Annotated in this window: 12 protein-coding genes; 6 read left to right on the top strand and 6 right to left on the bottom strand. The window is 51.8% G+C overall.

Annotated features, from left to right (window positions below):
- Positions 1-11: 11 nt before the first annotated feature.
- On the bottom strand, positions 12-602 hold the full coding sequence (locus ACFIO0_RS18685) for a hypothetical protein (RefSeq protein WP_390911906.1): 591 nt from the start codon (positions 600-602) through the stop codon (positions 12-14).
- Between the two features lie 229 nt (positions 603-831).
- Positions 832-2,183, bottom strand: a protein-coding gene (locus ACFIO0_RS18680; protein WP_390910864.1) for an IS3 family transposase whose coding sequence is annotated in 2 segments (ribosomal slippage) — positions 832-1,847 and positions 1,847-2,183 — 1,353 coding nt in all. Because the reading frame shifts where the segments join, the coding sequence is not laid out codon by codon here.
- A gap of 265 nt (positions 2,184-2,448) precedes the next feature.
- Between ACFIO0_RS18680 and ACFIO0_RS18675 the strand changes: the two genes are divergently transcribed.
- Positions 2,449-2,619: a hypothetical protein gene (locus ACFIO0_RS18675; RefSeq protein ID WP_390911905.1), complete on the top strand. Its 171-nt coding sequence runs from the start codon at positions 2,449-2,451 to the stop codon at positions 2,617-2,619.
- Positions 2,616-3,884, top strand: a complete 1,269-nt coding sequence (locus ACFIO0_RS18670) for an MBL fold metallo-hydrolase (RefSeq protein ID WP_390911904.1) — start codon at positions 2,616-2,618, stop codon at positions 3,882-3,884. Before ACFIO0_RS18675 ends, ACFIO0_RS18670 begins: the two co-directional genes overlap by 4 nt.
- A gap of 124 nt (positions 3,885-4,008) precedes the next feature.
- Here the strand turns inward: ACFIO0_RS18670 and ACFIO0_RS18665 are convergent, their stop codons facing one another.
- From ACFIO0_RS18665 to dcm, 4 genes are all read right to left on the bottom strand, one after another.
- Positions 4,009-5,079: an LlaJI family restriction endonuclease gene (locus ACFIO0_RS18665; protein WP_390915367.1), complete on the bottom strand. Its 1,071-nt coding sequence runs from the start codon at positions 5,077-5,079 to the stop codon at positions 4,009-4,011.
- A 226-nt stretch (positions 5,080-5,305) separates the two neighbouring features.
- Complete coding sequence (locus tag ACFIO0_RS18660) at positions 5,306-7,114, bottom strand: AAA family ATPase (protein ID WP_390911903.1); 1,809 nt, start codon at positions 7,112-7,114, stop codon at positions 5,306-5,308.
- A 66-nt stretch (positions 7,115-7,180) separates the two neighbouring features.
- Positions 7,181-7,633, bottom strand: a complete 453-nt coding sequence (locus ACFIO0_RS18655; protein ID WP_390911902.1) for a DNA mismatch endonuclease Vsr — start codon at positions 7,631-7,633, stop codon at positions 7,181-7,183.
- A 3-nt stretch (positions 7,634-7,636) separates the two neighbouring features.
- Positions 7,637-8,902 (bottom strand): DNA (cytosine-5-)-methyltransferase, encoded by a 1,266-nt coding sequence (dcm, locus tag ACFIO0_RS18650; protein WP_390911901.1) that lies wholly within the window; start codon positions 8,900-8,902, stop codon positions 7,637-7,639.
- Positions 8,903-9,501: 599 nt separating this feature from the next.
- On the opposite strand from dcm, the gene ACFIO0_RS18645 reads away from it, so the two are divergent.
- From ACFIO0_RS18645 to ACFIO0_RS18630, 4 genes are read left to right on the top strand one after another with little or no spacing between them, the layout of a single operon-like run.
- Entirely contained in the window at positions 9,502-9,732 is a 231-nt protein-coding gene (locus tag ACFIO0_RS18645) for a hypothetical protein (RefSeq protein WP_390911900.1), read from the top strand.
- Between the two features lie 57 nt (positions 9,733-9,789).
- A complete protein-coding gene (locus ACFIO0_RS18640; RefSeq protein WP_390911899.1) occupies positions 9,790-11,673 on the top strand; it encodes a hypothetical protein in 1,884 nt (627 codons plus the stop codon).
- Entirely contained in the window at positions 11,670-12,512 is an 843-nt protein-coding gene (locus tag ACFIO0_RS18635; RefSeq protein ID WP_390911898.1) for a hypothetical protein, read from the top strand. The genes ACFIO0_RS18640 and ACFIO0_RS18635 overlap by 4 nt, the downstream gene beginning before the upstream one ends.
- Entirely contained in the window at positions 12,505-13,338 is an 834-nt protein-coding gene (locus tag ACFIO0_RS18630) for a DUF6339 family protein (protein ID WP_390911897.1), read from the top strand. Before ACFIO0_RS18635 ends, ACFIO0_RS18630 begins: the two co-directional genes overlap by 8 nt.
- The last annotated feature ends 57 nt before the right edge of the window (positions 13,339-13,395 follow it).

The following is a 13,395-nucleotide window of genomic DNA, read 5'->3' as shown; positions in this document are numbered from 1 at the left end:
TTTGTTTCGAATTATTTGGTCACTGCGCTCGGTTGTAGGCAAGTCTCTGAAACCGCTCGGCTCAAGATCAAGGTCGTGGGCGCAAGTCCAATCGGAGCGTTGCCTCGCACTCGGTCGGGTGGATACGCCGCCAAAATCTTTTCAGCTTCTTCATCCTTCACCGCCTCGCGCCTGCGCGTAGGTGGTTTATGGATGGTTTTAGGATGGTTTGGGGGCCGTGGTGGCCCCGGTACCCCGGCCACAGTGGCCCCCGTACCGGGGCCAGACTGGACGGGGGCCACTGTGGACCCCGTCTCGATTTCGGGTTCTGCAGTCGGTTCCAGCTCTTCGACCTTGGCCAAATCGATCCGGTAAACGACAGTGAAACCGTTCTTGCAGGTGCGCGCGCCGATCTCGACAAGGATGCCTTCCTTCAGGAACGCACGCACGGCCCGCTTGACTGTCGTTTCTCCCAGCTCCGTGTGCCGCTGGATCGTTCCCTTGGAACACCAGATTCCCGAACCGTCATCGCTCGCCTTGTCAGCCAAGAACATGATGATCTGTTTGCGTGGAGCACTCCCGAACTTGCGTTCAGCGCACTCCTTTGCGACACGCCAACTCATCGAAAGGCCTCAATACCCGTAAGGGCCCACAATTTTTGTACAGGAATTTGTTGATTTCAGCCGACATCAGCCTGCATCCCAGCGCAAGTTTCTGCAAGCTCCTGCACAAAGCCCTGTAAATAAGTCATATTTTTCAGGTGTTTTTGGTGACCCCGTGTCCGTCGTCAGGGTTTTTGGAACCAATGGCAGCTTAAGCTAAGACAGAGTTTGGCTCATCTGGTTGGTTTGATTATGCGGCGCGTTGTCTGTGATGCAAGCGTCGCGTTTCGAGCGTCTTATGTTTGATCCTTTCTCGTTGCTGTAGAATGGCTTTGTACCGTCCGAAGTAGACATCAGACGGTGTGACGTTGCTCAGGCTCTCGTGGAAGCGCCGATGATTGTAGTGATCGACGAAGGCTTCAATCTGGGCTTCGAGATCACCGGGTAGGAAGTAGTTTTCCAGCAAGATGCGGTTCTTCAAAGTCTGATGCCAACGCTCGATCTTGCCCTGGGTTTGCGGATGATACGGCGCACCGCGCGAGTGCTTCATACCTTTATTCTGCAACCATTCGGCCAGTTCCCCCGAGACGTAGCTGGAGCCGTTGTCGCTGAGCAGTCGCGGCTTGTGGACGACATGAACTTGGTCACATCCCGACGCTGCTAAAGCCAGATCCAACGTGTCAGTGACGTCGCGGGTCCGCATATTGGTGCAAAGCTTCCACGCGATGATGTAACGGCTGTAGTCGTCCAGGATCGTGCTGAGATAGAACCAGCCCCAACCGATGATCTTCAGATAGGTGAAGTCGGTCTGCCACAGCTGATTGATGGCCGTCGTTTTGTCTTTGAACTCACTGGCGGCCTTGATCACAATGAAGGCAGGACTGGTGATCAGATCGTGCGCCTTCAAGATCCGATACGTTGAAGCCTCTGATACAAAGTAGCTTTCTGTATCTGTGAACGTCACCGCCAGTTCTCGCGGTGACAACTCTGTCTCCTTCAACGCCAGTTTGACCACCTTGCGACGCACGTCGTCAGGGATGCGGTTCCAGACGTGCTTGGGCCTGGGAGACTGGTCCTGCAGCCCAGCCTCACCACGCTGGAGGTAGCGATCATACCAACGGTAGAATGTGGTGCGGGGGATACCGAGCTTGGCGAGCGTCAGGCGGGCTGACAGGTGGCTTTCTTCGACCAACCGGATGATCTCTAGTTTCTCAGATGCAGGGTATCTCATTCGGGGTCGCCCCCACCGTCGAACATGCTTTTTTTGAGAAGACGCAGTTCCAGCGTCTGTTCAGCCACCACTTCCTTCAGATCACGGGCTTCGCGGCGCAGGTCCTTAACCTCATCTGTGTTTGCAGCACGTGCCGTATCGCCAGCTAGCCGCCGTTTGCCAGCCTCCATGAAGTCCTTGGACCATTTGTAATAGATGCCCTGTGATATGCCTTCACGGCGGCACAGTTCGGCGATGCTGTCTTCTCCACGCAGACCGTCCAGGACGATCCTGATCTTCTCTTCGGATGAATAATGCTTGCGCGTGGCCCGCTTGATGTCTTTGACGATCTTCTCGCCAGGGCTTTTGCGTGTTCCAGTTGTCTGTCTCATGTCCCACTCCTCAGTGGTTACGATGAGCCAACAACTCTCTCTTATCAAATATACCTATTTGGACCCATAAGCGCTGACGTCAGACAGGTTGGGTTCAGAAGCATCTGATTGAAGACGATGAAATGGTTGAGGGTCTTGTAGTCGCCACCGAAGGCGATCCACAGCTGCATTATGCGCTTGAGGTAGTGCCTTCTGTGTCTTTCAAATCGTATGAGGTCGAATTCCGCCTTAAAGATGGCCCGACGTTTGAGGAGTTTGCCAAGCCATGAATGCTGACCGTCTATTGGAATTGTATGAACAGATCAGCAAAGCGCCAGACGCCATCGTGAGGCTGCGAAGATTCGCTCTGAATCTGGCAGTTAGCGCCTGCCTGCGTGAAGCCTTGTTCCACAAAGCGATGGAGCAGACGTCCGTCAAAGCTGTGGAAGCCGCATGATGCACCTCTATGTGGAGCATGAGTTCAAGCCTGTTGGCCAAGGCCTGTTTGCATACGGAAGCCTTACCATGTTGCACACCCCCAAAGGCAAACGGCGCATCACATTTGCAGGACAGGCTCCTGAATGGGAATTTCAGTGGGTCTACGACTGCGGGAGCTCTTCCGGACAAACTCTCGTCAATCGAGGCATTCAAGATATTGCCAGTAAGTTGAACGGCAAGAGCCTTGATCTGATCGTGATTTCTCACCTTCACTTTGATCACATCAGTGGTCTGTTGGAGCTTCTTAAGAAGGTGCATGTCAAATCCATAATGCTGCCTTGGGCTCCCCTATGGCAACGGCTTCTTATCGGATTTGAACAAGGTTTACGGGACGGTGACGTAGAATTAGAGTTTTATGCTGACCCCACAGGATACATTGCCAGTGTGGCTTCTGATCGTTTTGAGCGGATTTTCTTCGTCCTTCCGTCAGATGGTGGAGACCGAACAGACCCTGACGAGCCGTTTCCATCATTAGACCCAGATGGTCCTGACCTCGATCGTCGAGAAGGCATCAAGGCCGCGCCGACCAGATTGCCGGACAAACTCCAAGTACCGGATACGTCAGAAAACCGTCATTTCACTGAAGTTTTCAAATCTGGCGCTCGCCTAGTAAAGGGTGGAGCTTGGGAATTCGTTCCCTACAATGACCCCAAATCCGCACCAAAATCGCCGGAAACGTTCAAGAAGACTGTGAATGAGCTGCGTCCAATCCTTCTTGGCCATGATGATGTGGCGCGAGAAAAGGCTCTCAAGCAGCTAAAGAGACTGTATAGTCGCGGTTTCCCCGCTGGATCGCAGAACGATCTATCGTTGTCGATTTATACGGGGCCCGTGCCGCTCAGCCGTTGGACGTTCGATAGCGGAAAGATCGTGGGCGCGAACGCCACTTCTATTCCTGACGCGCCAGCCCCAATCTTGTATACTGGTGACGGCAATTTTTCAACGAAGACACATTGGCTTCGACTGGCGACATTTCTGGGGAACAAACGAACAAAGGCCATCTCAACGTTCCAAGTGCCACACCATGGATCTCGATACAATTGGAAGAACGGGAACGCACGGCTCGTTTCACCGACATTCAGTGTGTTCTCTTCTGATCCAACCCGAAGATATGGCCACCCTCACGCCGAGGTCCTGAGAGACTTTTTACTTTTCGGGTCAAAGCAAGTCGACAAACACAACGACTTCAAATGGGACACGCATTTTAGCCTTCCGAAGGAATAGAGCATGCCAATCAGCCACGCGGTCTGGACCCTCTTAACTGAAACAAAAGGGATTCTTCCATCTGAACTGATGTTAGAGGAGATGATCGTTGCTCAACCATGCATCCTTTCTTCCGAATGGACTCTTACCCTTGCAGAGCATCAACTGGATCATTGTTTGCTAGTTCAATGCCTTGGGAACGCAATACATAGTGGTTTAGCGCATCGCGTACTGAAACGTACGAACATGCGATCGGTGGAAAGGCAGAGCTCACTGGTTTGCCGTCTGTGTGCCGGATTTCGGCTTTGGTCAGGGGGCCATCATTTGTTTTCCCAGGGAATGCAAAGATGTTGTGGATCACGGCAGGCAATTCTGAGACGTTGTCTACTATCTCTCGAAGGGCTTTTTCATAAAAAATCTGCTTGGCGATGTCAGGCCACCCTGGAGCCGATCCCGCATTCTTGGCTGCGTAGTACTTGGCGTCAACGATAGTAAATGATGACTCGTTCTCCAGTATGATGTCCGTTTGCATGCCCCTGCTGCGTGGGTCATGCGTGAGAGAACCTTGGTGCAAATAAAAGGGTTTGGGCAGTTCGCTGTTCCAGTTCCGCATGGAATCGCACGGCGCGCGGACGATAGTTTCGCGTAGAATTGTCTCCCAAACACGGTGAAAGTCCTCGACGCCAAACACGAAAGACCCACTCGCAGATGCTCGTGTTTCGCGCAGATAATAGCGTAAATACTCAGCTAAGAAAATTGACCTGGCTGAATAGAGTGACGGCAGCATAGCTTCCAATTTCCGCGCCCAAATTGTTCGTGGGAACCGTGGTCGCTGACACGACAAGAGCTCTTCGCGCCTACTGAATGTGCCGGTCAGCCACCATGAATGTGCAACAAAGATTTCACGAATGACTGCTGCCTGTATCTGCGAAAGAAGTGCGTCCGAGCTCTTCGTAGAGCGGCTGCTCCGGATGTCGGTAAAGATCGGTTGGCCTTTATGCCCTGGTATCGCAACCTCGCGTTTGACGGTCCTCATCCAGTCGGGCTTTCCCGAGTTTATAGTCCGTTGACGTGTACGTTCCGCGAAAAGGCCATGATCCCGGAAGTCATCTGCCAGTCGTCTGATAACTGACAAGGACCCGGGGTTGCCCGCCTCACCGTCATCCTCATAATCTCGTTTGGACGCCTCGACGCCGAACCTCGCAAGCGCCCGCATGGTTAGGGACGCAGTCTCTAGATCAGTAACTGGATCACCCGTTCCTGATTCCCTTGGCAGAAACACCACAGCGCCTTCTTCCGGATGATGTATCAGGCCGCAGAAATGGACCGTCTCCCTTTCGTCGATGCGTCCGATACCCCATTCGCGCATTGCAGATAGCACCGTGTCGGCGTGTCGATCAAGAACCGCTAAGGGATCGCGATCAGACAAGAAGACAGGTAAGTCAGCTCTCATCTTCGACCGTCTCTTCCGGTTCCGTGGTATCGACATCCGAGGCTGCATTGAGAGCTGCGAGGAAACGATCAGACAAGATCCGGCCTTCACGTGCGATCTCGGTTGTAAGGTTCCCGTAAGTCTTGATGCTGCTTGTATCAAAGATCAAATCGCGACCTTCATGCCGCAGCAAATCGTCCCAAAGGTAGAGCAAGACCTTCTCTGGAATACCTTTTCCGTCCAGCTCCTTCTTCTTGACGAACCACTGCCCCAGCAGACGGTCTTCGGCTATATCCAGTGTCTGACTGCTTGTAAGGTGCCCGTTCAACAACTTGACGAATTCGCGCCATGCAAGCGAGTGGCGTTTTCCCGTGGAATCGACATAAGCAACGTCCCCGTCAGGGCCAGATTTATAGTCGAGCGGTAGGTATTCCTGCCGCCACCGCCTCCTGAAGGCGGTGTCTATGGGGTACACGCCCTGATCCGCGCTGTTCATCGTAGCGTAGATATACAGGTTGGATGGTAGCAAAAGTGCCTCATTAGCCCTTCCCGTCTCAGCCTCAAACCACTGTTCGCTTTCGGGTGAAGGAAAGCTAACATCGTATTCGCCCTTCCCGTCGTCGTCGCGGTCAAGCAGGAGAAACAGATCGCCAAAGACAGCAGCTGCAGCAGCGCGGTTCAGCTCCTCGATCACAAGGAAGACCGGTTCTGCGGGTTCTCGGTAGGCCCCAGCAAGCGCCTTCATGAATGGCCCGGGCGAAAACCCGTAACGTACTTTCTTGCCATCCATTTGCGGTTTGAGGCATCCAAAAAAATCACTGTTCTGCAGATCAGGGTGAAAGACTGTTCTAAAAGGTCGCTTGCCTGCTTCGTTGATTTTTTTCTCAACACGGTTCGACTTGCCTGTCCCAGGCGCGCCGTAAAAGATTACGTTTTCGCCACCTTTAAGCGCGGGTTGCTGTTTTTTGATCACGTCAGATGTTGACGTACCTTGGGAGACAATTTTGCTGTTCCGCTGAATTTCAGAGACCAGACCGAGGGCAGCTTCGTAATCTTCTTTTTTCAAAGGCAACTTTGACGCCGCTTCGTCGAACGGGATGTCATGTGTCGCCGTAAACGCTATCGCTGAAATGAAGTGAAGAAAGCCCCGGCGCTGGTCATTTGCGAGAACCTGATGCGCGCCTGATGAAAAGTGCTTGCCTGCGAAACTGGTCAGCGTGTCATCGGGGTTCTTACTATTATTGTTTAGATCCGCTGCGGTCCAGTCGCCCCATGCTGCGAGAATTTCGGTCAACGCTCTTTTCAAGTCATCGTTTGATAACTTAAATGTCCTGCCCGCTCCGTTCACGAAACCCCATGTTGTAGCATAGCTCTCAGCTATGATGGTAAACTTAGGTATCAAAAAGTTTGCGGCGACCTCCTGGGAGAATCTGGCAGTTTCTGAAAGCTCGCCCCCGTCTTTCATTTTCTGATCGTCCTCCTTGCCGAGCTTTTCCCATTCCGAACTCATGATCTCCAGAGAGATGTCGCGCAGTTCTTCTCGTCCGGTGTCTGCGTGTTGATCAAGAATTGTCTTGAAACGTAGTGGCAGTTCAGCGTTCTCCCAACCAACCCTGTCGCTATCAGTAAACCTGTCAAACATATCCCGCACATTGCGCACAGAGTTCTTGGGCACGCCGAACTTTGTCCCAATCTCGTCAAATGCAGCGGTTTGGGTTTTGTACCCCAGTTCGGTGTGGGGCTCGCCTGACTGCGCAAGGAACAAGCAAACGGTGTATAAAGCTACTTTGGAATCGGTCGGAATAACTGGCTCAGCCATTGAATGCCCTTAAAACAAGAATCATCAATAGCTTACAGGTTGTATCTGCGTTTCAACAACCGGCGATTAACCCCGGATATCAATATGGCTCCCTGACGACGTTAGGGCGGCAGCAATCGTAATTTCCAGCTGCTCTGTGGTCAGGCTCAGCTTTTTGGATACCGCACATTCCCAGATAACCAGAACCTTCCACCCGGCATCCTCCAGCGCGGCGTAGTTGCGCCGGTCGCGCGCCTGATTGCCTTCGATCTTGTTGGTCCAGAATTCTGTTCGGGTTTTGGGCGGGCGAAAAAGATGGCAGTCTTCGTGGCCATGCCAATAGCAGCCGTTCACGAAGATCACAGTGCGCCACTTTGGCAGCACGACGTCCGGACGCCCTGGCAGGTCTTTGCGATGAAGGCGGAACCTGTAACCAAGCCGGTGAAGCAGTCGGCGCACAATGATCTCCGGCTTGGTATCCTTCCCCCGAATACCCGACATCATGTCACTGCGTTTTTCAGGGGAAACGATGTCCGCCACGATCTAGCTTGAAATGTAGGGCTTCATCTCGGCCGCGATAGCCTCGATGACTGGTACGGAGACTGAATTTCCGAACTGCCGGTAATTTTGGCAATCGGAAACTGCATCTACGTTAAACTCGTCCGGGAAGCCTTGAAGACGCGCGCATTCCTGAGGGGTGAGTTTACGCGGGTTCTCACCTATGTCGCTCTGGTCAATGAGGATTTCGCTACCATCCTTATAGTAGCGCGCACTTATTGTGTTTGTGTACGGGCTGTCAGGCGTAAACACGCTGAAGCCAAACCCGTTTCCCTTCTGTTTGTGGCCTGCAAGCCGCCTTACATGCCCCGCCAACAACTTGTCCGAGATCGTATATTTTGGATCGACCCGAGCGTTGTCTTCGAGAATATCGCCCACGCGTGTCGTGGCTTTTCTTTTGCTCAAGCGATCAAAGATCATTGAACAGATATCAGCATCATCAGCGGCTCGGACCTGATCCCTGTCAAACCCGATGATGTAAACACGCTCCCGATTTTGCGGGACACCAAAATTTGCTGCCTTGAGAACGCGGAACCCAACCCGATAATTTAACTTGGCGCCAAGTGATGCCCGAGCCTCCTCGGACATTGGAACAGACCCCGGAATGTCTGGAACTTTGCGCCCTTCTAGGATTGCGAGAATGGTTTTTAGCGTCCGCCCTTGGTCGTGCCCTCTCAACTGCTTCACATTTTCGAGCAGAAACGCCTTTGGTCGATGATGCGCCAAGATCCGCTGGATCTCGAAGAACATTGTCCCCCGCGTATCATTGAAGCCTTGCTTCAACCCAGCCTGTGAAAACGCCTGACAGGGAAAGCCCGCCAACAGAACATCATGCTTGGGAATATCATGGGCCGCGATTTTGGTGATATCGCCATAGGGCACTTCACCAAAATTGGCGGCGTAGGTTTTCTTGGAAAACTTGTCCCACTCGGATGTGAAGGCGCAGTGTCCACCTTGCTTTTGAAAGGGATAACGGATCCCACCAATACCTGCGAACAAATCGATGAACGAAAATTCTGCAAGTTTCGGATTACTTGCGTAAGGACTGCGCAGCAGCGCGGTATCAGGTAAATTCTCGATTTGCGCCCGCTTTGCTGGTGTTGGAAAATGTTCCCCAAGCTCCCAACCGCGTACAGTACGCTCGCCTGCTTCCGGCATTCCCAGGAGTTCTGCAAAAGCCTTCTGTGTCAGCCCCAAGCCTTCGCGCTTCGCCTGCACCCAAGCTCCACTACCCAACATCCGGTCAAGCATTTTGTTCTCCTTTTGATCCAAGCGTTACCAGGTCTCATTCGCCGGGTCAACTACAGGATAAAGATTTAGATTCAGCTAAGAAGATCGCACAGTCGCAATGCATCAGACCCAGATCCAACCTCACTTTCCGCCCCTCTAGCTCGGCCTCTCTTTGGCATGCTTCGCCAAGGTCAAGCTCAACTGCCCAACCCTAGACGGTTAGGTAGGCTCTGCCGCCGCGAGCCACGTTGCCGTTATCATCACAGCCCCGCGCCCAAATTTCACCAATAAAAAAAGTTCAAAGTTGCCAGAGAATCTCAATTATTCCTCTAGGTTGTAGCGCCTTTTAACCCTAAATGAGATGGACTTAAGGCGAACATTTTCGGTTCCCCCTGGAAAATCAAAGTGCGAATTCTTGCAATTTCTTTTTAAGCCGTTGATCGATTTTTCCTCAGTTTTTCGGTTTTATTTTCATTAAAAACATATAGTTGATGTGTTTGTTAGAAACATATGGACGAATATTTCTCGTAATATATCCGAAATGTTATGATAAAAAGTTGCAAAATGGCGACCATGATGCATACATATTCAAAATACCGTCAGCGGAGCTTAGAATTTGGATGAAAGAACGAGATAAAAGAGCAAAGTTTGTGAAACTTGCAGAGAGTCGTGTGAACAGAGCCATCAAGGAGCTTCGCCTGATCGGAAACCTCTCTAACAGGTCGGCATATGATTTCACGGATGATGATATCCGCAAGATTTTCCGAACTCTTCAGAAAGAGCTTGAAGGGGCGAAGGGGCGTTTTGTGAGTGGCGAGAAGGGTGGAAGTGATGGCTTCCGTATTGAATAGGGGAACAATGGGTTGGACCAGATTTTGGTCGTCTTGTTGTCGTGAGGAATGGTAAAGATGGCTGAAACAAAACTGGAATTCTTGGTAAACCAAGCGGGTGAGGAGGAGGGGCTTGGTCACGCCGGTATCGAGACCTTCCGCGATACACCTTTCACAAGCTGTAGTCGGGAGGCCGGCCAAAACACCCTTGATGCTGCGGATAACGAGCCTGTCGAAATGGTGCTTCGAGAGCATTTGATCAGAGCAACCGAAATCCCCGGAATCGAAAAGCTTCGCGAAACGATCGGGGCCTGCCTTAAATCAGCAAATTTCTCCGGAACGGAAAAAGATGTCGATTTTTTCGTGAACGCCCTCCAAGTCGTTTCGCGAGACGAGATACCGGTCCTCGAGATCGCAGACTTCAACACGACTGGGTTAGAGGGCCCGCCTAACGATAGCGGTTCGAAATTTCACGCGCTGGTAAAGAGTACGGGCAAAAGTAACAAGTCCACCGAAACGTCGGGGGGATCATTCGGAATCGGAAAGAACGCTACTTTCGCCGTGTCTGACCTGAGGACTGTCTTCTATTCGACAGTTTATGGATCCGGCGATGGCGAAAAGTCAGCGGTACAAGGGAAGGTCCAATTGGTTTCCCACAAAGACGCAGAGGGCACCGCGCGGACCTCAAAGGGCTATTGGGGATATGACGAAGACTTCTCCGCCGTTGAAGATCCAGAACAGGTCCCCACATGGCTTCGGAGAAATCAGAAAGGAACTTCAGTTTTTTCGATTGGCTTTAGGGGCAACGAGAACTGGGTTGATCGAATGACAGTTCCACTACTTTCAAACTTTTTTGCTGCGGTTGATGATAACAAGATCATTTTCAAGGTTGGGAATGACGAGCGTCTCGTAAATGCCGAGACACTATCTGACCTTCTTGAGGATCCCCAAATTATAGAAGCTGCTGATGAGGCTTCCCACGGCGATGACATCCGGCTTGCGCGGCAGCTATTTCAGTGCAGAAAGTCAGAAGAAGCCACCAGCAAGCGCTTCATGATCGATGGACTCGGTGAATTCTCGGCAAAAATCCTTGTCAAAGAAGGAATGCCCAAGCGCGTAGCAATCATTCGCAACGGGATGCTGATCGCGCAATCTCTTGAGCACTTCAATGACCGCTTTGCTCGGTTTCCGGGGGCGCGCGACTTCATCTTGATGGTTGAACCGGCTGACAATGAAGCGAGCAAAATTCTGAAATCGTTAGAGAACCCGCAGCACAATGCGTTCTCGGCGGGTCGTCTTGATGACCCAAAGAAACAAAGGGACGTTACTCGAGCAATGAAGCGCCTCATTGTCGAAATTCGAAATCTCATCAGAGAGAATGCGGAGATCACCGGTGGGGATGCTGTTAAGTTGGACGAGCTTGGCGAATTTTTTGCTGACGCGGGCAGTGAGGAATCCAAGATGCCCTCGAATGAAGATGATCCCGAAACAATCAAGTTTACGCCTGCAAAACGAATGAAACCAAAACCTCACAGACCTGTTGCTCCATTCCTAGGTGGAGATGAAGGGGGCGCTGGAAATAGCGCTGGCTCGGGTGGGGCTGGCACGGATGGTCAGGGAGACGGTACGGGAGATGGTGACGGCGCTAAAGGCACTCAGGGCCAGCAGAATGTCGTCCGTTTGGCAGCAGTCAGAAACGTGGAGCGTGCCCCTCGGGTTCGCAAGGTATTTTTCACGCCAGACGAGTCCGGAAGGATTGAACTCACTTTTTATGCGCTTGGGGTGTTTGATACAGCCGAGCTGAGGGTTGCATCGGCTTCGGGATCTGATCAGTGCACCGCTTTCAAGGGCCATGTGGCGGTGGACGTCTCGAAAGGTAATCGGGTCGAGATCGAAGTTACGTTCGAGGACGATTACTCGGGTCCTATCGAGTTACTTGGTGTTCGGGGGGCGGCCAAATGAAGGTAGACCTTAATAGCCACTTTCCGCATCCGGTATTAAGCGACAGCAACGATGATTTCAAGAGCGGCCGCTTCGATCTGAGCATTACAGAAGTTCGTGAGTCCACAGCTGGCGATATAGAAATCGACTATGCATTCTCTCAAACTTTACCCGAAATCCGTGAATTGTTGGAGAGTGGAGCGGCATCCCTTGGTGCATTCATTCGCTGTCAGGACACGTTTTATTCTGAGCTGCGGCCAGCCGATGGCAAGAGTGGCACTTGGCGTTTTGATAGAGGAACGTTGTTCGGCCGCGTCGAGGTCAAACCTATGATTTGGCTCAAGCAACAACTTGATAGCTGGAACGCAGAAAGCTTGAACCCTGAATATGGTTCAGCGATATCGATGCGGAAATCAGAAATCATAGGACTGGCCAACGATACCTGGTTCAATATCGGTCAGGAAAAGCTAAAGAAATTCGAGAGTATTTTTGAATTAGTTCGGACCGACGAGATTCCGGAAGGCCAGCTGAAGCTGGATCTACAATCTGATGTGATCCGCATTCTCGCGCCGTTTGAAATCTTCAAGTCCATCGAGTTGATGCGAGGAAGTAGCCACGGCAAGCCGCTGCTACTCAGCGCGGTCTACCTACCCGTTGTTATGGAAGTTCTAGAAAACCTGCGCGGAGAGCAGAACTCCGGCTACGAGTCCAAGCCATGGTACCGTGTCTTCGCCGCAAAATGTGAACATTTTGGGATCGACATCGAGAGGGCGCCGCTTCTCGAGAGCGCGCAAAGGCTTCTGGCTTCACCAGTTGGCAAGCTAGGTAAATCGTTCAAGGAGTTGACTGAAAATGCATAAGTTGAAGTATTTTTCCGAAAGTGTCCTTGCTGAACTGAGAGCAAATGTATCTCGAAATCTTGAGCGGTACCGTGCTTCCGGATTCGGTGACCGCACAGACCAAAATGGCTGGGCGATGGAACTTTCAGCGGTTGAGGTCGAGCCAGAAAAACTAGCCGTTTTGAGTCAAAGTGGCGGGAGTGCCGCCGAAATCAGCAACTCCATGCTGGTTTTCGAGGCAATCGAGGGTATGACGCCTTCGCTCGCAACAGAAGAGCGCGTCTGGAGTCGTTTGACGCACTTCGAATGCCTTGATTATACCAGAGGGCGGTGGCCGATCAAAGATGATCCTCGAGAGAAGAATGGTCTCTTCGATGGGCTAACGGGCGCGAAGGAGAAGGCAAATGAAAAGCGAAAAAAAGTACTTCACCAGAACATAACCCAAGTTGAGAAGCACTATTTTGCACGAGGCCGTACCGGCTATCGGGACGACAATTCCGTAGCTCGGCTTTGGTGGAACGCCTACATTGCAAAGCGGATTGATCATCAAGATCAAGAGGGCGTCCTTATAGAACTGCTTCGAACTGCAGACATTAGGTCAAACCTCGTTGAGCGCCCTATGCTGAGTAATCGAGCAGACCTCATGCGAGGTATTATCCGTACTATGCGGAATCATCCCGACATATATGGTGCCGAAATCACATTCCGAGATTTCATGAAGGCAGTGAACATACGTGGTGGTGGAGTGCTGTTCGAAGCTCTTTCCACTCAAGAAACTGACGGGATCCTTCTGAAGTGCCGTGATGATGCCCTTCGAAAGGGTGAGAAAGCGAGTCAGGCGGCCTAGTCTACCACCTCAGGCTGACGCAAAACTCAGAATTGCGTTCCGCGCGCGCCTTGATGG

This window comes from Pseudosulfitobacter sp. SM2401, from assembly GCF_042932805.1.
Classification (GTDB): domain Bacteria; phylum Pseudomonadota; class Alphaproteobacteria; order Rhodobacterales; family Rhodobacteraceae; genus Ascidiaceihabitans.
Note: the sequence above shows the minus strand (reverse complement) of the source record. Positions and strands in the feature narration are given on the sequence as shown.

What these genes read in the sequence shown, in the direction of transcription:
- ACFIO0_RS18670 (WP_390911904.1), top strand. Translation starts at nt 2,616, where the DNA reads ATGATGCACCTCTATGTGGAGCATGAGTTCAAGCCTGTTGGCCAAGGC.
- ACFIO0_RS18665 (WP_390915367.1), bottom strand. Translation starts at nt 5,079, where the DNA reads ATGCGGGCGCTTGCGAGGTTCGGCGTCGAGGCGTCCAAACGAGATTAT.
- dcm (WP_390911901.1), bottom strand. Translation starts at nt 8,902, where the DNA reads ATGCTTGACCGGATGTTGGGTAGTGGAGCTTGGGTGCAGGCGAAGCGC.
- ACFIO0_RS18630 (WP_390911897.1), top strand. Translation starts at nt 12,505, where the DNA reads ATGCATAAGTTGAAGTATTTTTCCGAAAGTGTCCTTGCTGAACTGAGA.
- ACFIO0_RS18660 (WP_390911903.1), bottom strand. Translation starts at nt 7,114, where the DNA reads ATGGCTGAGCCAGTTATTCCGACCGATTCCAAAGTAGCTTTATACACC.
- ACFIO0_RS18635 (WP_390911898.1), top strand. Translation starts at nt 11,670, where the DNA reads ATGAAGGTAGACCTTAATAGCCACTTTCCGCATCCGGTATTAAGCGAC.
- ACFIO0_RS18675 (WP_390911905.1), top strand. Translation starts at nt 2,449, where the DNA reads ATGAATGCTGACCGTCTATTGGAATTGTATGAACAGATCAGCAAAGCG.
- ACFIO0_RS18645 (WP_390911900.1), top strand. Translation starts at nt 9,502, where the DNA reads ATGAAAGAACGAGATAAAAGAGCAAAGTTTGTGAAACTTGCAGAGAGT.
- ACFIO0_RS18685 (WP_390911906.1), bottom strand. Translation starts at nt 602, where the DNA reads ATGAGTTGGCGTGTCGCAAAGGAGTGCGCTGAACGCAAGTTCGGGAGT.
- ACFIO0_RS18640 (WP_390911899.1), top strand. Translation starts at nt 9,790, where the DNA reads ATGGCTGAAACAAAACTGGAATTCTTGGTAAACCAAGCGGGTGAGGAG.